The sequence below is a fragment of the Veillonella sp. 3891 genome, from assembly GCF_003992315.1.
GTDB lineage: Bacteria > Bacillota > Negativicutes > Veillonellales > Veillonellaceae > F0422.
Map to the genome: position 1 here is coordinate 111,441 of NZ_RQVE01000003.1, position 18,768 is coordinate 130,208.

The 18,768-nt window shown below is 38.8% G+C and carries 20 protein-coding genes and 1 pseudogene; 18 read left to right on the top strand and 3 right to left on the bottom strand.

The window, feature by feature from the left end; genetic code table 11:
• Positions 1-346 precede the first annotated feature (346 nt).
• The 17 genes and pseudogenes from EO118_RS02640 to EO118_RS02720 all read left to right on the top strand — a co-directional run bounded on the left by EO118_RS02640 (position 347) and on the right by EO118_RS02720 (position 13,802).
• Positions 347-1,228 carry a YicC/YloC family endoribonuclease gene (locus EO118_RS02640; protein WP_127068508.1) on the top strand — a complete coding sequence of 294 codons (882 nt, stop codon included), beginning with the start codon at positions 347-349 and terminating at the stop codon, positions 1,226-1,228.
• 24 nt (positions 1,229-1,252) lie between these two features.
• Positions 1,253-1,885: a guanylate kinase gene (gene gmk, locus EO118_RS02645; RefSeq protein ID WP_127061051.1), complete on the top strand. Its 633-nt coding sequence runs from the start codon at positions 1,253-1,255 to the stop codon at positions 1,883-1,885.
• Positions 1,886-1,915: 30 nt separating this feature from the next.
• Positions 1,916-2,128, top strand: a complete 213-nt coding sequence (gene rpoZ / locus EO118_RS02650) for a DNA-directed RNA polymerase subunit omega (RefSeq protein ID WP_009354099.1) — start codon at positions 1,916-1,918, stop codon at positions 2,126-2,128.
• Between the two features lie 186 nt (positions 2,129-2,314).
• A complete protein-coding gene (locus tag EO118_RS02655) occupies positions 2,315-2,809 on the top strand; it encodes a YajQ family cyclic di-GMP-binding protein (RefSeq protein WP_062402554.1) in 495 nt (164 codons plus the stop codon).
• A 54-nt stretch (positions 2,810-2,863) separates the two neighbouring features.
• Positions 2,864-3,982 (top strand): cobalt-precorrin-5B (C(1))-methyltransferase CbiD, encoded by a 1,119-nt coding sequence (gene cbiD / locus EO118_RS02660; RefSeq protein ID WP_127068509.1) that lies wholly within the window; start codon positions 2,864-2,866, stop codon positions 3,980-3,982.
• A complete protein-coding gene (gene cbiE / locus EO118_RS02665) occupies positions 3,958-4,584 on the top strand; it encodes a precorrin-6y C5,15-methyltransferase (decarboxylating) subunit CbiE (protein WP_127068510.1) in 627 nt (208 codons plus the stop codon). Before cbiD ends, cbiE begins: the two co-directional genes overlap by 25 nt.
• Positions 4,581-5,162: a precorrin-6Y C5,15-methyltransferase (decarboxylating) subunit CbiT gene (gene cbiT, locus EO118_RS02670; RefSeq protein ID WP_127068511.1), complete on the top strand. Its 582-nt coding sequence runs from the start codon at positions 4,581-4,583 to the stop codon at positions 5,160-5,162. The genes cbiE and cbiT overlap by 4 nt, the downstream gene beginning before the upstream one ends.
• 1 nt (position 5,163) lies before the next feature.
• Positions 5,164-5,922: a precorrin-4 C(11)-methyltransferase gene (gene cobM / locus EO118_RS02675; protein ID WP_127068512.1), complete on the top strand. Its 759-nt coding sequence runs from the start codon at positions 5,164-5,166 to the stop codon at positions 5,920-5,922.
• Entirely contained in the window at positions 5,922-7,022 is a 1,101-nt protein-coding gene (locus tag EO118_RS02680; RefSeq protein ID WP_240626938.1) for a cobalt-precorrin 5A hydrolase, read from the top strand. Before cobM ends, EO118_RS02680 begins: the two co-directional genes overlap by 1 nt.
• Positions 7,019-7,708, top strand: a complete 690-nt coding sequence (cobJ, locus tag EO118_RS02685; RefSeq protein ID WP_240626939.1) for a precorrin-3B C(17)-methyltransferase — start codon at positions 7,019-7,021, stop codon at positions 7,706-7,708. Before EO118_RS02680 ends, cobJ begins: the two co-directional genes overlap by 4 nt.
• The gene (gene cobK, locus EO118_RS02690) at positions 7,705-8,481 is read left to right on the top strand and encodes a precorrin-6A reductase (RefSeq protein ID WP_127068514.1); all 777 of its coding nucleotides are present in this window, start codon (positions 7,705-7,707) and stop codon (positions 8,479-8,481) included. Before cobJ ends, cobK begins: the two co-directional genes overlap by 4 nt.
• Positions 8,468-9,133, top strand: coding sequence for a precorrin-8X methylmutase (locus tag EO118_RS02695; RefSeq protein ID WP_127068515.1), 666 nt, complete (start codon positions 8,468-8,470; stop codon positions 9,131-9,133). The genes cobK and EO118_RS02695 overlap by 14 nt, the downstream gene beginning before the upstream one ends.
• 35 nt (positions 9,134-9,168) lie before the next feature.
• Positions 9,169-10,131, top strand: coding sequence for a FecCD family ABC transporter permease (locus tag EO118_RS02700; RefSeq protein ID WP_370447320.1), 963 nt, complete (start codon positions 9,169-9,171; stop codon positions 10,129-10,131).
• Positions 10,131-10,904: an ABC transporter ATP-binding protein gene (locus tag EO118_RS02705; protein WP_127068517.1), complete on the top strand. Its 774-nt coding sequence runs from the start codon at positions 10,131-10,133 to the stop codon at positions 10,902-10,904. Before EO118_RS02700 ends, EO118_RS02705 begins: the two co-directional genes overlap by 1 nt.
• Before the next feature lie 527 nt (positions 10,905-11,431).
• The gene (locus tag EO118_RS02710) at positions 11,432-12,283 is read left to right on the top strand and encodes a KilA-N domain-containing protein (RefSeq protein ID WP_127068518.1); all 852 of its coding nucleotides are present in this window, start codon (positions 11,432-11,434) and stop codon (positions 12,281-12,283) included.
• A gap of 175 nt (positions 12,284-12,458) precedes the next feature.
• Positions 12,459-13,045 (top strand): annotated as a pseudogene (locus EO118_RS08790) (DUF4241 domain-containing protein).
• Between the two features lie 283 nt (positions 13,046-13,328).
• Positions 13,329-13,802, top strand: coding sequence for a DUF2004 domain-containing protein (locus EO118_RS02720; protein WP_127068519.1), 474 nt, complete (start codon positions 13,329-13,331; stop codon positions 13,800-13,802).
• Positions 13,803-13,858: 56 nt separating this feature from the next.
• Here EO118_RS02720 and EO118_RS08815 read toward each other — a convergent pair whose 3' ends face one another.
• From EO118_RS08815 to EO118_RS02730, 3 genes are all read right to left on the bottom strand, one after another.
• A complete protein-coding gene (locus EO118_RS08815; protein WP_370447244.1) occupies positions 13,859-13,948 on the bottom strand; it encodes an ATP-binding protein in 90 nt (29 codons plus the stop codon).
• A 169-nt stretch (positions 13,949-14,117) separates the two neighbouring features.
• The gene (locus EO118_RS02725) at positions 14,118-15,050 is read right to left on the bottom strand and encodes an ABC transporter substrate-binding protein (protein ID WP_127068520.1); all 933 of its coding nucleotides are present in this window, start codon (positions 15,048-15,050) and stop codon (positions 14,118-14,120) included.
• Between the two features lie 86 nt (positions 15,051-15,136).
• The gene (locus EO118_RS02730) at positions 15,137-16,108 is read right to left on the bottom strand and encodes a sirohydrochlorin cobaltochelatase (RefSeq protein ID WP_370447321.1); all 972 of its coding nucleotides are present in this window, start codon (positions 16,106-16,108) and stop codon (positions 15,137-15,139) included.
• Positions 16,109-16,449: 341 nt separating this feature from the next.
• Here EO118_RS02730 and EO118_RS02735 point away from each other — a divergent pair, with 341 nt between their 5' ends.
• A complete protein-coding gene (locus tag EO118_RS02735; RefSeq protein WP_127068522.1) occupies positions 16,450-18,768 on the top strand; it encodes a YadA-like family protein in 2,319 nt (772 codons plus the stop codon).

Genomic DNA, 18,768 nt, shown 5'->3' on the forward strand with positions numbered 1-18,768 from the left:
ACTAAGGATACCATGCGTATGTACTATTGATTAAGAAGGGGATAAATTTTAAAAACCATCCCTATACTAGTATACACTAATCTAGTACTAGTAGATATAGGTAGGTTTTGAATTAAAGGTATGACACCCAAAATATAGCTGAATAGAGACATGGTTAAACTTGATGTTTCATTGAGATAAATCTATAAGAGAAGGATAATGCATATCTGGATTAGCAGTGAATTAAAATTTCTAACTATATTAACCTTATGCTAGATATAGATTAGAGCAAATAAAACGTTTTATTTTTAGTCTTACCGTGCTATACTGAAAGGTAAGAAATAGAACGGAAACGCGAGGTAAATCCATGAACAGTATGACAGGCTTTGGTCGCGGCATAGTGACTACAGAAACAGGAAGTTTCCAAGTAGAGATTAAAACGGTAAACACAAGGTATTGTGATATTACAATTAAAAGTCCTAAACAATTTAATATCTTTGAAGACAAAGTACGACGGTTGATCCAATCTGCCTTTCAACGTGGTAAGGTAGAGGTGTCTATTTTATACAAAGAGTCCGGTGAGCAAGAGAAAGAATTATCTATGAATCGTGCTTTATGTGGACAGATTAAACAATTTTTGGTAGACGAGGGATTCTATACAGATGTGAAAGAGGTTCCTCTATCGGCGATTATGTCCATTTCTTCGGATTGGATCTCTGTAGAAGAACCACCTACTGATGAAGAGGCGATGGGACGAGCCTTAGAAGAGGCAACAAAATTAGCCATAGACGGTGTTCTTGCGATGCGTGCCAAAGAAGGTATTGCGATGAAAGAAGATATTACGAAGCGACTACAAGGGATTGAAACATTATTCGCTTATATGGAAAGTCGAAGAGATGTAGCTTTAGCGCACCATGAAGAGCGATTATTGCAACGAATCCAAACTATGCTAGATAAAGTGGGCGTAGATTTTCAAGAAGAACGGTTTATGCAAGAAGTGGCTATACTTTCAGATAAGGTAGATATTTCAGAAGAGATTGCCCGATTTGCATCACATGTGGTACAATTAAAGGAAATCCTTGAGGAAGAAGGGCCTATTGGACGCAAGCTAGATTTCTTGTTACAAGAAATGAACCGTGAGGTTAATACTATGGGATCTAAGGGGAATGAAATTACAATTGTAGATACAGTTGTACAATTGAAAGTAGAGTTAGAAAAAGTAAGAGAGCAAATTCAGAATATAGAATAATGTGTAAGTAGTACTGGAGTTATCATGTCTGATAAAGGAATATTAATCGTCATTTCAGGACCATCTGGGGCAGGAAAAGGCACGATTTGTGCAGAACTCCGCAAACAAATGCCGAATTTGGTCTATTCTGTATCAATGACCACACGTCAACCACGAGTGGGTGAAGAAGAGGGTATTAGCTATTTCTTCCGAGATGTAGAGACATTTGAAAAACTAATCAAAGAAGATGCATTCTTAGAATATGCAAAAGTGTATGATAATTATTATGGTACACCAAAAGAGCACGTGATGAACTTATTAGAAGAAGGCAAAAGCGTGATTTTAGAGATTGATATTCAAGGTGCTATGAAGGTAAAAGAATCCTACAGTGATGCGGTCTTTATCTACGTTGTACCGCCATCATTAGATGTGCTGACATCTCGTCTGCATGGTCGTGGTACAGATGATAAAGAAGTCATTCATAAACGTTTATCTTTGGCTTGTTCTGAGCTGGCTTTGGCACATCGTTACGATTATATTGTCGTCAATGATGATTTAGAAGATGCCATTGAAAGAACGGCCTCAATTTTGCGCGCTGAAACTTGTAAAATCAGCCGCAACAAAGAAAAGATTCAATACATTTATAAACGGTATAGCAATGAGCAAGGACAGCAATAATATAGTAAGTAGACAAAGGAGACTTTCATTATGATGGTAGAACCGCATTTAAAAGATTTGGAAAAACAAGTGGACAGCAAGTACACATTGGTCACATTAGCTGCTAAGCGTGCTCGTGAATTGACAGATGGAGATCCATCTTTGGTAGGAGAAGTAGGAACAGAAAACCCTGTATCTATTGCTTTGTATGAAATCGCTGCGGAACAAGTAGGTTTTGAACGCACGAAAGATGGCGTGAAATAATTTGATATAATTTGATATAATAACAGATGCCTAATGAGTAGAGAAATCAAAGCTGTATTCATTAGGTATTTTTTTAACGTATACTACATTCCTAAAAGCTATAATAAAAGGCACTACAAAGGTAGAAAATATAAGGGAAGTAGGGTATAATTGAACTGTTCATGTAAATATATATTGGAGGTTTATATGGCTAAAGATTGTTCATTTGACGTAGTATCCGAAGTGGATATGCAAGAAGTAGATAATGCAGTAAATCAAGCGAAGAAAGAAATCGGCACACGATACGATTTTCGTAATAGCAAAGCAGATATAGAACACGATGGTGACACGATTAAAATTCATTGCGATGATGAATATAAATTAGGGGCTATCATTGATGTACTAAAAGGAAAAATGGTTAAACGTAATGTAGCTATTAAAAATTTAGAGTATGGCAAAATTGAACCAGCATCTGGCGGTACTGTTCGCCAAGTTGTGACCATCAAAAATGGTATCTCTAAAGAGGTGGCTAAGGATGTTGTCAAATTAATTAAAAATATGAAATTAAAAGTGACGGCTCAAATTATGGAAGACCAAGTACGTGTAGCAGGAAAAGATAAAGATCAGTTGCAAGCAGTGATTACCATGCTTCGTGAACAAGATTTACCTGTGGAATTACAATTTGTGAACTTCCGTTCTTAATCAAATAGAGGAGCATCACCCAATAGATGCTCCTATTTTATCATGTGAGGGACTATGAACGTAGAAGATATGCGTGGTGGATACACCACTGGTTCCTGTGCAACAGCAGGGGTGAAAGCTGGACTCTTAGCCCTAATCGAAGAAGAAATTGTTGATGAAGTTTCTATACGAAACCCTCAAGATGCTTTCATTGATGTACCCATTGCTAAGGTAGAAGTAGTATCGCCAACAGAAGCGATGGTGACGGTTGTGAAAGATGGTGGTGACGACCCCGATGTCACACATGGCACAGATATTGTGACTACGGTGACACTCAATCAATCGGGTGCCATCACCTACGAAGCTGGCTTTGGTGTTGGTACAGTGACGAAACCAGGATTGGCATTATCCGTAGGAGAGCCTGCCATCAATCCAGGTCCTAGAACGATGATTTCCTATGTGTTTGATGAGTTGGTACCGAAGGGCATGGGTATCCATGTGAGAGTCTCTGTTCCAGCGGGAGAAACCTTAGCTAGAAAAACCCTGAATGGCACTCTTGGTATTGAAGGTGGTATTTCTATCATTGGCACTACAGGTATTGTAAAACCTATGAGTGAAGAAGGGTTTAAAAACTCCTTAGTACCGCAATTGCGTGTCATGAAAGAAGCAGGTTATGCGACAGCTATCTTAGTTCCGGGCCGCATTGGTCAAGAAATCGCTAAGGAACAACTAGGTATTTCTATTAATCAAATGGCAGAAACCAGTAATTTTATTGGCTTTATGCTAGAACAATGTGTAAAAATTGGTTTTAAAAATATTCTTATCATTGGTCATATTGGTAAAATTATTAAGCTCGCTAGCGGTAGCTTTCACACCCATAATCGCATGAGTGATGGTCGTATGGAAACGATCGTTGCCTATGCAGCCTTAGAAGGAGCATCCCAACAGGTGTGTGAAGAATTAATGGAATGTCGCACAACAGAGGCTGCCATGCCAATTATCGAACGAGAACACTTGGAAGGTATTTACCAGCGTGTAGCGGATCGAGCATCCTTACGTTCTATGCGCTATATTGCTCAAGAGGCAAAAGTTGGTATTATCATATCTACCTTAGATGGCACTATACTGGCCGTCGATGAGGTAGCGAAGGAAATAGGAGAAGAAGAATCATGGCACATACCTTGTATGTCGTAGGTATTGGTCCTGGGAATCCAGAGTATGTAGTACCTAGAGGATTAGATCTCATCAAAGATGCTAAGGTCCTTGTGGGAAGTGAACGGGCATTAGAAGATTTTGCGTTGCCTGGTCAGTTAACGTTTCCTATAGCAAAATTAGGACCTATGGCTGAATGGATGGGCGAGCAACTACAATCCAATGATATTGTAGTATTAGTGAGTGGTGATACAGGATATTATTCTTTATTGCCATATTTGAAAACTAAATTCCCTAATAATCCTATTGATGTGACGCCGGGCATTAGCTCCATGACATTTGCCTTTGCTAGACTTGGAGAAGTGTGGCACAACGCAGATTTAATGAGCTTTCACGGTCGTCGACCAGAGGAAAAAGATTTGTATTATGCGGAAGGACGTAAGTTAGGATTCTTAACAGATCCCGAACAAAATCCTGCCTATATTGCAAAATATTTAATCGAAGAACATGGTTGGCCGAAGGATACAAAAGCGGCTGCTTGTGAACGATTGAGTTATGAAGATGAGCGTATTGAACGCAGTACATTAGAAGAATTACAGACATTGGAGGGCTTCGGTCACTCCGTGATGGTGGTATTAGGATGAGACATTTTTTTGGAATTGAAGACGAGGAATTTATTCGTGGCGACGTACCCATGACGAAAAAAGAAATTCGCATGGTTGTTATGAATGCCGCTCGTGTAGAAGAAGATAGCGTGGTTCTTGATGTGGGAGCAGGCACAGGATCCATTTCCATTGAGGCTGCCTTAGCAGCTCCAAAAGGACATGTGTATGCTATCGAACGCTTTGAAAAAGCGACAGACTTAATTCGCCAAAATCAAGAAAAATTTGGCGTAAAAAACTTAACAATTATTGAAGCCAAAGCACCAGAAGGTATGGAAGATTTACCAGAGCTTGATGCTGTCATTATCGGTGGTAGTGCTGGCGGTATGGGTACCATTGTGGATGAGGCTACACGCTTGTTGAAAGTGGGCGGTCGTCTTGTGGTAACTGCTGTTACTATGGAAACAGGGTATACGATTTTGAAAGAGTTAAAAGGTAGACCGTATACCTATGAAGGATTTCAAATGCAAGTGAGCCGTTTCAGAAAAGCTGGTCCCTATCATTTGTTAAACCCATTGAGCCCTATTTTTATCGTAACTGCAGTGAAACAGGAGGCATAATATGGCACAAGTGCATATCGTGGGCGCAGGCCCTGGGGATCCAGAATTAATTACTCGTAAAGGTTATCGATTGGTACAAGAAGCTGATGTAGTGATCTACGCTGGTTCTCTAGTTAACCCAGCGATTTTAGAAGCTTGTAAGGAAGGCTGTGAAATTCACAACTCTGCTTCTATGAGCTTAGATGATGTATTAGCAGTCATAAAAGCCAGCGTAGCAGAAGGTAAAACAGTAGTGCGTTTACACACTGGTGACCCTGCTATCTACGGAGCCATCCAAGAACAAATGGATGCTTTAAAAGAAATGGGCATTACCTATGATGTAACACCAGGGGTAAGCTCCTTCTTAGCGACAGCAGCAGCGTTGCAACAAGAGTATACATTGCCAAATGTAACCCAAACTGTCATCATCACTCGCATGGAAGGCAGAACACCAATGCCAGAGAAAGAAAAATTATCCATGTTGGCTAGCCATGGTGCAACAATGTGTATTTTCTTGTCCGTTCAAATGATTGATAAAGTGGCAGCAGAATTAATCGAAGGTGGCTACGATAAAACGACACCAGTTGCTATCGTTGTAAAAGCATCTTGGCCTGACCAACGCATTATTCGAGGCACTTTAGAAACGATTGCTGATGTAGTGGCAGAAGAAGGCGTGATCCGCCAAGCCATGATCGTGGTAAGCCGTGTATTGGATACAGATTATGAATTATCTAAACTCTATGACAAAGGCTTTGCCCATATGTATCGAGATGCGAAGTGATGAAGATTGCTATTGTATCTGTTACAAAACGGGGCGCGACCCTTGGACAACAAGTACGCAGTGCTTATGTGCAAGAACATGTGGTAGATTGCTATGAAAAAGAAGAACGTGAAAGTGGAGACACAGCGATTTCCTTTTCTTCTTTGAAACCACATATAGAACAGTTGTGGAAAGACTATGACCGCATCTTATTCATTATGTCCACAGGCATTGTAGTGCGCATGATTGCACCTTTCATCAAGCATAAATCAGAAGATCCAGCCATACTAGTAATGGATGAAGGTGGGCACTTCGTGATTAGCCTTTTATCGGGTCACTTAGGCGGTGCCAATGAATGGACGAGCGAGGTGGCAATGATTACGGGAGCTACACCAGTGATTACGACAGCCACCGATGTAAATCAATTGCCTGCGCCAGATGTATTGGCTCGAAAAATCGGCGCCAAGGTGGAAGATTTTTCCATGCTTATCAAGGTGAATGCAGCTATCGTCAATGGAGAAAGTGTCAAATATTATCTGGATAGCACCTTGGCAGATGACTTTGAACAAGCTGTACAAGCACATCAAGTGGACTATGTTCTCTTTCATCCAGAGGAACCATTCCCATGGGGAGAGGAGCCAAAGGTTGTCATTACGGATAGAACCATTGATTGCATAGGCGTCACACTGGTGTTACGACCACCGACTATGACGGTGGGCATTGGATGCCGCCGTGATACACCGAAAGAATTGATACTTTCAGCGGTAGCAGAATCATTACAAAACGTAAGACGGTCCCCATTAAGTGTTAAGGGAGCAGCCTCAGTCATCGTGAAAGCTGATGAAATAGGATTATTGGAAGCCATGGAAGCACTAAAATGGCCTATCCAATTTTATACACAAGAAGAAATGGCCCCTTGTATTGAAGAGGCACATATTATTGAATCAAATTTTGTTAAACAAACTATAGGAGTAGGAAACGTATGCGAAACGACAGCACTATTACTAGCGCAGGGGCAGGAGCTACTGCAGCACAAAACAATATTTCCGAGAACAACCGTAGCCATTGCACGGGTTCATTACAAGTCATCGGAATCGGACCTGGTAACCCAGAATTCATGACACCAGAAGCACGTGAAGCCATTTTACAAGCAGACCGTGTGGTAGGTTATATTACGTATTTAGATTTGATTAAAGACCTAGTAGCAGACAAAGTCACTGTAGGTACAGGCATGATGCAAGAAGTGGATCGATGCCAACAAGCTGTAGACTTAGCTGTAGAAGGTCATAAAGTGGTTGTGGTATCCAGTGGTGACCCTGGAGTATATGGCATGGCGGGTCTTGTCATCGAATTGGCTAATAAAGTGGCAGAAGAAAAACGTCCTCCTGTACATATCGTACCAGGTTTAAGCGCAGTGAACATGGCAGCAGCTGTATTGGGTGCTCCATTGATGCATGACTTCGCCGTGATTAGCTTGAGCGATTTGATGACACCATGGGATTTAATCAAAAAACGTGCCGCACTGTGTGCAGAAGGTGATATGGTTATCGCTTTATATAATCCACGCAGTAAAAAACGTATCACCCATTTAGATGAAGTACGTGAATTGGTATTGCAACATCGTGACCCTAAAACACCAGTGGGGATCGTACAAAAAGCAGGCCGTGTAGGTCAACATATTATTATTTCTGATTTAGAACATTTCCACAAAGAAGAAATCGATATGCAAACATTAGTTATCATTGGTAATAGCCAAACATACGTGGAAAATGGTCAAATCATTACACCACGAGGATATAAACTGTGATTTGGGTTATAGCGGGCACATTAGACGGCCGTAACCTAGCAGTAGCAGTGCAAGAACATACAGGATTACCTGTATTGGTGTCCGTAGTGAGCCAGTATGGGGCACAGTTGGCATCCCATCCAGGTATTGAAGTCCATGAAGGGCGATTGAACCTAGAAGAGATGAAAGCTCTCATAAAAAATAAAGGCATTACCATACTCGTCGATGCAAGTCATCCTTATGCAGCGATTGTGACCGCCACAGCTCGCGAGGCAGCAGTAGATATGGAGATCCCTTTCATTCGCTTTGAACGTAAAGAAGTGCCATTACCAGCATATGATAAATTACATCATGTGAGCAATGAAGAAGAGGCGGCTACCTTAGCAGGTAAGCTAGGTAAGGTGGTGTATCTTACAACAGGTAGTAAGACGATGCATGTCTTTGCCAAGTCTGAGGCTTTACAAGATAGAGAAGTATGGACTCGTGTATTACCGACGGCAGAAGTTCTACAAATGATGGAAGACTTAGGTGTATCTCCTAAGCATACCATTGCTATGCAAGGACCATTTTCTTATGAAATGAATAAGGTAATGTTCCAAGATACTAAAGCAGAGGTAGTTGTGATGAAAAACTCTGGCCTTGTAGGAGGTTCAGACACAAAGTTACAAGCTGCTATCGATTTAGATGTACATGTCATCGTCATCGATCGCCCAACACCGGCGAAAGGGGCATTGACAATTTCAACAGTAGAAGAATTTAAAACTCTATGGGAGGATTACGATGGATTACATTAAAAACCCGAAAGCAATTGAAGATAAAAGTATGGAAATTATCTATCCTTATGTGAAAGATATGGGATTTACTGAGGACGAAATTCGTGTAGTATCTCGTACGATTCATGCATCTGGTGACGTAGAATATGCGAAATTATTCCGTACTAGCGAAGGTGCTGTAGCGGCAGGTATTGCAGCTGTGAACAATGGCGCTCATGTTTACACTGACGTGGAAATGGTGCGCACTGGTATTTCTAAACCAGCATTGAAACTTCATAACAGCGAAGCACATTGCTTAATTCGTGATGAAAAAGTAGCTGAAATGGCAAAAGAATTGGGAGTAACACGCTCTATTGCTGCGATGCGTACATTTGGTAATCAATTAGAAGGTCAAATCGTGGCAATCGGTAATGCACCAACTGCTTTATACGAAGTATTGCGCCTTGCCTTAGAAGAAGGTATTCGTCCTGCTTTGATCATCGGGATTCCAGTGGGCTTCGTAGGTGCTGCAGAATCTAAAGATTATTTAGCAGAAGTATCTCCAGTTCCTTATATTACAATTCAAGGTAACAAAGGTGGTAGTTCCATTGCTGCATCCGTTGTCAACGCATTATTCTACACAGATGTAAAACGTAACGATATGTTATTTGTAGAAGGAAAAGAAAAGAAATAATGAATAGAACGAGTCAAACACGCAATGCATGGCGTATGTTTCTCGTTCTAGTGTTTGGGGCAGCAGCGATTGCTGCCCTAATCTTATCATTAGTATTTGGGTCCGCCCAGACTACATTGGCTCAAATTTGGCATACATTGTGGTCTCCCACTTTATCTGATACGAACTCACTAGTCATATGGAACATTCGCTTTCCGAGAAATATAGTAGCGGCCCTAGTAGGGTCCAATCTAGCAGTGGCAGGTGCTATCTTACAGGCAGTAATGAAAAATCCATTAGCTGATCCGCAAATCGTAGGGGTTTCTTCGGGTGCAGGATTAGCTGGTGTTATAGTATTGATTTTATTTCCTTATTTAGAATATGCAGTGCCATTCATCGCTTTTATTGGCGCTTTGACAGCGGCTATTCTGGTGTATGCCTTAGCCTGGAAACAGGGCATACGCCCCAGCCGTATTATCTTGGCAGGTGTGGCAGTGGCTGCATTCTTAGGCTCCATGATATCTGCTCTTCTCGTGTTCTATGGTGATCGCGTACAAGGGGCTTTATTATGGATGGTAGGTGGTCTTGCTGCTCGTAGTTGGCCACAAGTGTATGTGTTAATTCCTTATACGATAGGGGGTTTAGTATTTTCATTCTTAGGGGCAAAACGATTGACCATACTCAGCCTAGGTGATGAAACAGCTCGTAGTTTAGGCTTAGCCGTTGAAAAAACACGATTTATGATGACTGCTGTGGCAGCACTCCTAGCAGCGAGTGCCGTATCAGTAGCGGGCTTAATTGGTTTCGTAGGGCTTATCATTCCTCACATTGCTCGCATGATGTTGGGTACAGATTATCGATTCCTGTTACCAGGATCTGCCTTCTTGGGGGCTTTTGTACTAGTCATTAGTGATACAGTGGGACGTACGCTTTTTAGTCCTATTGAGATTCCAGTGGGCATTATTATGGCCTTCTTTGGGGCTCCATTCTTCTTGTATTTATTGAGGAGGGATGACTAATGAAACCAGTAATTTCTGTGAAAGATTGTCGTGTCTCTTTTGGTGAAAAAGAAGTCTTGAAGGGCATCGATTGGATAGTGTACGAAGGTGAAATTGCTACCTTGATCGGTCCTAATGGTTGTGGTAAAAGTACCTTATTACATGCCATTACCAGTGCTATTAAAAGCAGAGGAACTATCCAGATTGCAGGGAAAGAGGCAAGAGACTATTCTAATAAAGAATTAGCCCGCTATATGGCATTCTTACCACAAGTACCATCTATCCCAAAAGATATGTTGGTCGAAGAACTGGTCAACTGCGGACGCTTTCCTTATCAATCGTGGTGGAAGCAACAAGGAACCCATGATAGAGAAGTGGTAGATGCTGCTTTAGAGGCCACACAAGTGAGTCATTTGCGCAATCAACTAGTATCTTCCTTATCCGGTGGGGAACGGCAACGTGTATGGATTGCTATGGCGCTAGCACAAGAGCCGAAAGTATTGATTTTAGATGAACCTACTACATATTTAGATATAAACCACCAGTTGGAGATTATGGAATTATTACAAGACTTAAATCGCCGTGAAGGGTTAACAGTTGTCATGGTTCTTCATGAATTGAATCAGGCTGCGCAATATTCCCATCGAGTTGGTGTACTCTATCAAGGTCATATCCTAGCAGATGGATCTCCTAAAGAGGTGATGACAGAAGACTTACTAGAAAAAGTATTTGCTGTTAGAACAGACGTAGAAGTAGGAGAGTTTCCTTACATACGGATACAGGGGCTGCTGTAGCAATTGAATAAAATTTAATAAAGAAGTTATTATTTTGTGAATTGGCATAGTCATAACCATTGACTATGCCAATTTTTTATGGCTTGGGAGATACTGATGGTGTTAGTATATAAAATGATAATTGTATGATACAATAACGGTATATTAATGAGTAAAATTGACAAATAATTTTAATTCGGTCGAATTCGACCGAATTAAATCGGAAGATGGATATAATTCCTTTATATTGTCTCCTAAGAAATGGGTGGAGAAAATAGAAGAGGAAGCTGAATACAATTGACTTAAAGGTGGACGAATGGAAAAATTTATAAAAGGAAATTTCCATTGAAAAGTGTGGCTTTTATCTTCCTGAATGTGGGTCGTATGTCATAATTGTGTTAGTGGAAAAAAGTCTAATAAAATCTAGGGTTTTAGTGCTTCTACAAAAAATTAAAACTCTTAAAATAAATAATCTATGTGTTGCTTAGAGTTATCTAATATTTAGCTGATTGTAAACACCACATAGAACTAGAAAGGAGAAATAAGTTTTGTCTAAGATTAAAAAAGAAACGATTGAAGTAAAAGGATTTGAAATACAAATTTATACAGAAGATTTTAAAAATGATTATATTAGTCTTACAGATATCGCAAGATATAAAAACAAAGAAGAACCTAATGTTGTTGTTGCAAATTGGATGAGAAATTTTAATACCATCGAATATTTAGGAATTTGGGAAAAGTTAAATAATCCAGAATTTAACCCCCTCGAATTCGAGGGGTTTTTAAAAGAAGCAGGTAGCAATGCCTTTACATTATCCCCACAGAAATGGGCAATGACTACAAATGCCAAAGGCTTGTTTGTAAAAGTTGGTAGAGGTGGTGGTACGTTCGCACATAAAGATATTGCTTTTAAATTCGCGTCTTGGATCTCAGCTGAATTTGAACTATACATCATTAAAGATTACCAAAGACTAAAAGAAGATGAAAATTCAAAATTATCACTCACTTGGAATTTACATCGTGAAATATCAAAAATAAACTATAAAATTCATACTGATGCTATTCAAACATATTTACTAAATGATTTAACGGACAGTCAGTTAGGTTTTAAGTATGCAAGTGAAGCAGATATGTTAAATGTTTCCTTATTTGATAAAACAGCTAAACAGTGGCGAGATGAAAATAAAAACTTAAAAGGTAATATGAGAGATTATGCAAGTTTAAATGAATTATTAGTTTTAGCCAATATGGAAAGCTACAACGCAATCCTCATTGAGAAAGGTTTAGAACAAAAAGAAAGAATGATAGAACTAAGAAAGCTTGCAAGAAATCAAATGTTATCACTAGAGAGATTAAATCAAGGAAATTTAAAGAGATTAGAAGATAATAAAAATAAATAAAGTAAAACAAAACATTTTACAATGTCATGGGAAACCTTATGGAGTATATATGAATACAACAAAAGAATGGATTGAAAAATATGAAACAGTAAAACATTTATTAGTTGCCCCTATGAACTATGCAGAAGTTTTTGAAAAAAATGAAATTCATGGAAAAAAATTATTTGTTTTAGAAATGGGAGAAATCATACTTCCTACGGGAGAACTTTTGGTAAGAGATCCTTTGGTTTGGCTGAGTAGAGCAGAAAAACCTTACTTAACCAAAGTACCAAGAGGAAAGTATAGTATTGAAACTTTGGTAGCAGAAATCGAAGAAGAACACCATCGTTATGTACTTACAAGAGTAAAATTTAATCAAAATAAGCCTGTGATTTATTACGAAGCTTTAAAAGGTGATGAAAACCTAGAAGGTGTAGATAATGAAAGTATTTTTGGATTTATGGTTGATGCAGGATTGGCAACTATAGTTGATGTAGAAACAAGAGATAAATATTGTGATTTTGTAGAGAAGTGGTATAAAGAAAATACTGAAAAAATATTTATAATGATTTTTTTGCAAAGGAATTTAAAGAAAATGCCATGAAATATCCAAAATTTCAAAGAGAAGATGGAGACTGGATAAACTTTAAAATTCCTAATACAGATTTATCAATTCCTATGATTCAGTCTGGTTTTGGAGACGGACAGTATCCTGTATATTTTGGGTATGATGAAAATGGAAATCTTTGTGATATTGTTTTAGAGTATATACCGATAAATTAATTTCAAAGGGGGATATATGAACTATTTATCAAATAAAGAAGATTTTTAAGTCTAATTTAAATTATGAAGCAAATGATATAAATGAATTAAATTTTTACATAATAGAATATAGAAAATATGAACATAAAAAGAACTTTAAGCATTGTCGAGCTTTCTTTAATAAATCAGAAACTAGTATTTCTTATCTTGAAAAGTATTTAAACGATGAATAAATTGATATAGAAAATGGATAGATGTAACAAGTGAATTTACTGAATAAATAAAAATTGTAATGAGGTAGAATATGGAAAAAATAAAACATGATTTTTTTGGAGAATTAGATTTAGTAAATGGATTAGACGATGGTATGGGATTTAGTAACGATATTGTTGTATTATGGGAAGAAGAGGTAAATGGAATTAATACAACACTTTGGTATGGTAAACCAGCTAAAATCACAACAGAATTATTAGATAATTTTACGAAGTTTTTACAAAATTTTGTTGAATACAACAAAAAAGCTAGAAAAGTAATAGGAGAATATCTATTAGAAGATAATACATATATTACATTTCATAAAGAAGAATTAGAGCTTGATTTACCAGAAGATGTAAATGAATTTGTACAATGTATGAAAGTTACGAATATTGGATTATGGACAGATGGAGAGAATGTAATGATTGTAGATTATATGATTTCTCCAGAAGAAAGTGATGAAATTTTAGCTGTTAAATTTGATGATAGTCTTGATATTATAGATATTTCTTGGGAAAGTTAAAATTAAAGGGTAACTATTAGAATATTTTGTGTAAATGTCAATATAAGAATGTACAATTACTCCATCATTTGAATATGATGACGTAATCGGTAGGAATCTTCAGATATACTAATGACGTGAGCATGATGAAGTAGTCGATCAATAATTGCGCTAGCTACTTGTCAGGAGAAGAGAAAACGTTAAAACTTTCTGCGAAAAGGAAGTGAACTGCTTACAATTTGTAAGCAGTTGATAATGAAAACAATAAGATAGCAAATTAAAATGCATGCTATACAGTATATAGGTTGCTATATACGTTAGCATGCATTTTATCGTTTATAATTGTACTTTCACACCATAAATGATGTTGACTAACTCAGCCATAGCTTCTGGGGTTTCCAAACCTGGATTCAATAAGAAACATTGGGACGGTAAGAAGATGACTTTATCGTTTTTAACAGCTTGTAATTGGTTCCAAGCTGGGTTACTAGTCATTTCTTTGGCGAAGGTAGCGTTGATTTCTTCACGCTTACCCATGGTTACCACAAGGATGATGTCAGGGTTATCTACGGTTAATGTTTCTAAAGAATAGGGAACTGTTTTAGATGTGACATTATCTTTTAAATGCTGATCTATTACGTTGTTGATTCCAAGTTCTTTAACCATAGAAGCAGTGATAGCTAATGGAGTTTCTGCTGTCACAGATTTACCAGTGGCTCGTAGTACAGCCACTTTTATTGGCTTATCTTTTGGAACGGCAGATTTTACAGTTTCGATTTTCTTGTTGTATGCTTCGATAACTTGTGTAGCCTTATCTTCTGTATGGAAGATATTTCCTAATAATGTTAGCAATGGAATATTATCATTGATTCCATCATAATTAATTAAAATAGAGGGGATGTTATTGCTATCGAGCTGACCTTTAAATTTTTCATGTTGACTAGGTAAACCTAACACTAAATCAGGATGTAAGCCCACTAGCTGTTCCATATTAGGATTAGCAGTATGACCTACACTAGGTAGTGCTTCGATATCAGCAGGAAGTTTGTCATTGCTTTCTACACGGGCGATGGCCTTGCCACCAACAGCGTAAATCATTTTAGAGATGGAATTAGATAATGCTACCACCTTGGACGGATTAGCGGGAATTGTGTAGGACTGATCTTGGTAGGATACAGTACGAGTGGTTTCTGTTGAAGTAGTGGTTGTCTTGCCGCAACCTCCAAAAAGAAGAGCAGTAGATACCAGGACAGCACTACAAATTTTCATATATGTGTTCATTGTTCTTTTCTTTCAAATAAGGGGATACGATACGTATCCCCTATTGTTATTACTACTATAATGTTGTTATATGATTATTTTACTAATGCATCATATGCTTCGGAAGCACGTTCTGCAAAGATATCACGGATTTTTTGGTTTTCACCAGCACCATGGATGTAAGTATCTACAGTGAAACCTTCTCTCATAAGGATATTTTTATGAGAATCAGGTTCGTCACCAGCCATGTCGTTGTTTGCATGGTCACCAGCCACCATCATTAATGGCATTAATGTAACATGTTTGATACCTTTCTCTTTCAATTGAGGGATTACTGTTTCAAGGTTTGGCCATCCTTCTACTGTGTATAAATAAGTGTTTTTGAATCCCATGGAATCGATACGATCTTGGATAACTGCGTAATAAGCATTGGATGGATCAGGAGTACCGTGCGCCATGATCAATACAGCAGAATCTTTCTTTTGAATCATTGGGAATTGGGAAGAGTATGCTTTTAACGTTTGTTCAATATCATCGCGTTGCTCTTCTTGTCCCATCCAGTACATTAAAGGTAAACCTAATGTCATTTTTTTGAAGTCTTGTTTATGATGGTTAAATACAGCGCCAGCATAGTTATATTCCATACCAGGAATCATGTTTAATGTTGTCAACGCCACACGAGTATAACCATCAGCTTTTAATTGGTCTAGTGCTTCTTCTGGAGTTGGATATGTAATACCTTCTTTAGCTTTAATGCGATCAATAATGATATGGGATGTGAAAGCAGTTACTACTTTTACATTTGGATGCTGTGCTTTGATTTCATTAATTGTTGCGTCAATTGTTTTAGCCCGAGTATCTTTGAAAGTAGTGCCAAAGGACATAACTACGATAGCATCTTTATTCATTGCGTCTTTCATCATTGGGTTTTCATATGTGCGAACACCAATGGAAGCTGCTTCCTGTAATGCTGGAGTTGCATCTTTTACTTCAGAGTTTAACATGTACGCCGCATCAGTGGATTGAGAAACGCCGAAAGCTGCAGTTACTGCTAAGGCTGCAATCATAGCGCTTTTTGAAAAGAATTTCATAATGAATCTCCTTACTATAAAATAGAATATACCCAAAAGCATGAATACTTACTGCCCTATTCATACTTATTTATAATTATATTCCTATCTGTGATAAGTGTCAATGAATTATGGATATGTAATAATGAAAGTTAGCTATAATGATATGGTCTGATTGTGCTGACATAATCAAAATAAGCTAGTTAATACGTTTGTACTAAGTTAGATGAATTAAATTGACAATAAAAATGAGATATGCTATCCTAGAGCGGTTGTAAAAAATTAGTATTATGATAATAGAAATAATGAGCAGTTATTATAAAAGGTAGAGGTTAGTAATGAAACTTGAAAAACATCAGTCTAAGTTGGCAGTTTTTACTCTTGTGTTAGGTACAATGTCCGCACCAATAATGGCGGAAGATTCAGCTATTGTTGTAGGTGGTAGCAATGCCAGCGCAACTGGTCATGTAGCGTTGGCTGTTGGGGCGAATGCCAATGCAACAGGTAACCAAGGAGTTGCTATAGGCGCTAATTCCACAGCTAGTGGTAGTAATGCGACGGCCCTTGGGCTAAATGCAACGGCAACACATACAGATGCAATGGCCATTGGTACAAAAGCAAAAGCAACGAATGTGAACACTACTGTAGTAGGTGCGTATGCTGTATCTAGTGGAGATTATGGGGTGGCAGTGGGAGCCGATTCTTATGCGACAGGTAATCGTGCTATTTCTATTGGTGTAGCCATCAATGAGACGGCCAATAAACGATTTGGTGCTACCGGTGATCGTTCTATCAGTATTGGTAATGAAACATTGGCTTCTGGTACGCATACAACAGCTATAGGAGATAGTGCTACAGCTACTAGTAATCGATCGTCTTCCTATGGGGCATTTGCGAATGCAACGGGTATTCAATCGACGGCCGTTGGTCATGCATCGAATGCCGCCGGTGATTTTAGTGCTGCCTTTGGAGATGCATCTAAAGCAAGTGGCTCAACTTCAGTGGCTGTTGGCTATGGTGCAAAAGCACAAGATGCTGAAACGATTGCAATCGGTTCTGGAGCGAAAACGAATGATAAAAATGCACGTGGATCTATAGCCATTGGTCGAAGTGCAAATGCACAAGCAGGATTATCTGTTGCGATCGGTGCTGATGCTAAAACAGAATTAAAAAGTCCCATTAACATCCCAGACTTTTATGGTGCCACAGCCATCGGTACGGGAGCTAGTACAGGTGGTATTGGATCCATTGCCATCGGTAATCAAAGTAGAGCGAATACAGACATTGTGGGAGGAATTGTAAACTCTTACTCCACTGCAGTAGGTACTTCAAGTATTTCTCAGGGAACGTATTCTTCTGCATTAGGTACACATTCCCAAGCGCTAGGCCATTATTCTATTTCCATTGGTATGCAAAAAGATAGAAAAGAGGGTAACTCAGGAGCACGAGGCTATGGTTCAGCCGCAATAGGTTTGTATGCCGCGGCAAATGGGATACAAAGTATTGCATTAGGGCAAGAAAGTAAAGCAGACAAGAATCGAAGCATTGCAATCGGTTTGAATACAACAACAGATGGGGTTGACTCCATCGCTATGGGGTCTAAATCATCGTCTCATGCTGCCAAAGGTGTGTCATTAGGTTCTGGTGCGACTAGTACCATTGATTCTTCCGTTGCACTAGGTGCATTATCCTCTACATCGGGTCAAGCTTTCACAGTGGGCTATGATCCAACTACAAAAGCGGCTATGGATATGAGTACCATTGTGAAAGATGTAGCTGCTTATGAGGCACAAAAAGCAATTATTAAAGAGGCGAATGAGACAATCGACAAGTCTAATGTCGTACTTCGTACAGCTGAATATGATCGTATCTATGGTGCTACTACTGAGATTCGTAATGCGGCAGATATTGTAACTGCTGAGCATCGAGGAAAGATTATTGACGCCGAAGCGAAAAAGTCGGAGGCTATGCAGGCGATTAAAACTAATTTCCAAGGTGCCTCTGCATGGGAAAGTTCATTAGGTGGTGTATCCGTTGGTAACGCAGAATTAGGATTAACTCGACAAATTAATAATGTAGCAGCAGGCACATTAGATACAGATGCTGTTAATGTGGCTCAACTGAAACGAGTGCTGAATACAAGTATTAATAACACTATGGGTGACATTATGAACCAAACCAACACATTGGTGAATGGGGTTCGTCAAGATGTACAGGCACTTCGTAGTGAAAGTCGTGAAGGGGATGCCATGAATGCAGCTTTAGCAGCATTAAAGCCAGTGGCGTATAAATCGACAGAGCCTACACAAATTATGGCGGGTGTGGGACACAACTCTGGTAAAACAGGGTTTGCTTTAGGTGTAGCCCATTATACAGACGAAGGAACCATGTTTAATGCAGGTGTTGCCCTTGCTGGAAAGCAACGCTCCTATAATGGTGGTGTTACATTTAGAATTGGACATGGCAGTGATGATGTGCCACAATATGCACCGCCAGCAACAGTGCAAGTACTTTCAGAAGAATTAGTAATGGTAAAATCTAACAATGAGCTACAAGAGCGCCGTATGCAAGAGCAAGAGGCAAAGCTAAATCGTTTATTAGAACAAAATGATCGATTGCAACAAGAAGTAGCAGCATTAAAATCTTTGTTAAAATAA

Bases quoted from the DNA above. Each gene is read 5' to 3' on its own strand.
- EO118_RS02655 (WP_062402554.1), top strand. From the start codon at position 2,315: ATGGCTAAAGATTGTTCATTTGACGTAGTATCCGAAGTGGATATGCAA.
- cobJ (WP_240626939.1), top strand. From the start codon at position 7,019: ATGACACCAGAAGCACGTGAAGCCATTTTACAAGCAGACCGTGTGGTA.
- gmk (WP_127061051.1), top strand. From the start codon at position 1,253: ATGTCTGATAAAGGAATATTAATCGTCATTTCAGGACCATCTGGGGCA.
- EO118_RS02720 (WP_127068519.1), top strand. From the start codon at position 13,329: ATGGAAAAAATAAAACATGATTTTTTTGGAGAATTAGATTTAGTAAAT.
- EO118_RS02695 (WP_127068515.1), top strand. From the start codon at position 8,468: ATGGATTACATTAAAAACCCGAAAGCAATTGAAGATAAAAGTATGGAA.
- EO118_RS02700 (WP_370447320.1), top strand. From the start codon at position 9,169: ATGTTTCTCGTTCTAGTGTTTGGGGCAGCAGCGATTGCTGCCCTAATC.
- cbiD (WP_127068509.1), top strand. From the start codon at position 2,864: ATGAACGTAGAAGATATGCGTGGTGGATACACCACTGGTTCCTGTGCA.
- cbiE (WP_127068510.1), top strand. From the start codon at position 3,958: ATGGCACATACCTTGTATGTCGTAGGTATTGGTCCTGGGAATCCAGAG.
- EO118_RS02730 (WP_370447321.1), bottom strand. From the start codon at position 16,108: ATGATTGCAGCCTTAGCAGTAACTGCAGCTTTCGGCGTTTCTCAATCC.
- EO118_RS02725 (WP_127068520.1), bottom strand. From the start codon at position 15,050: ATGAAAATTTGTAGTGCTGTCCTGGTATCTACTGCTCTTCTTTTTGGA.
- cbiT (WP_127068511.1), top strand. From the start codon at position 4,581: ATGAGACATTTTTTTGGAATTGAAGACGAGGAATTTATTCGTGGCGAC.
- EO118_RS02640 (WP_127068508.1), top strand. From the start codon at position 347: ATGAACAGTATGACAGGCTTTGGTCGCGGCATAGTGACTACAGAAACA.
- EO118_RS02705 (WP_127068517.1), top strand. From the start codon at position 10,131: ATGAAACCAGTAATTTCTGTGAAAGATTGTCGTGTCTCTTTTGGTGAA.
- cobM (WP_127068512.1), top strand. From the start codon at position 5,164: ATGGCACAAGTGCATATCGTGGGCGCAGGCCCTGGGGATCCAGAATTA.
- rpoZ (WP_009354099.1), top strand. From the start codon at position 1,916: ATGATGGTAGAACCGCATTTAAAAGATTTGGAAAAACAAGTGGACAGC.
- EO118_RS02735 (WP_127068522.1), top strand. From the start codon at position 16,450: ATGAAACTTGAAAAACATCAGTCTAAGTTGGCAGTTTTTACTCTTGTG.
- EO118_RS02680 (WP_240626938.1), top strand. From the start codon at position 5,922: ATGAAGATTGCTATTGTATCTGTTACAAAACGGGGCGCGACCCTTGGA.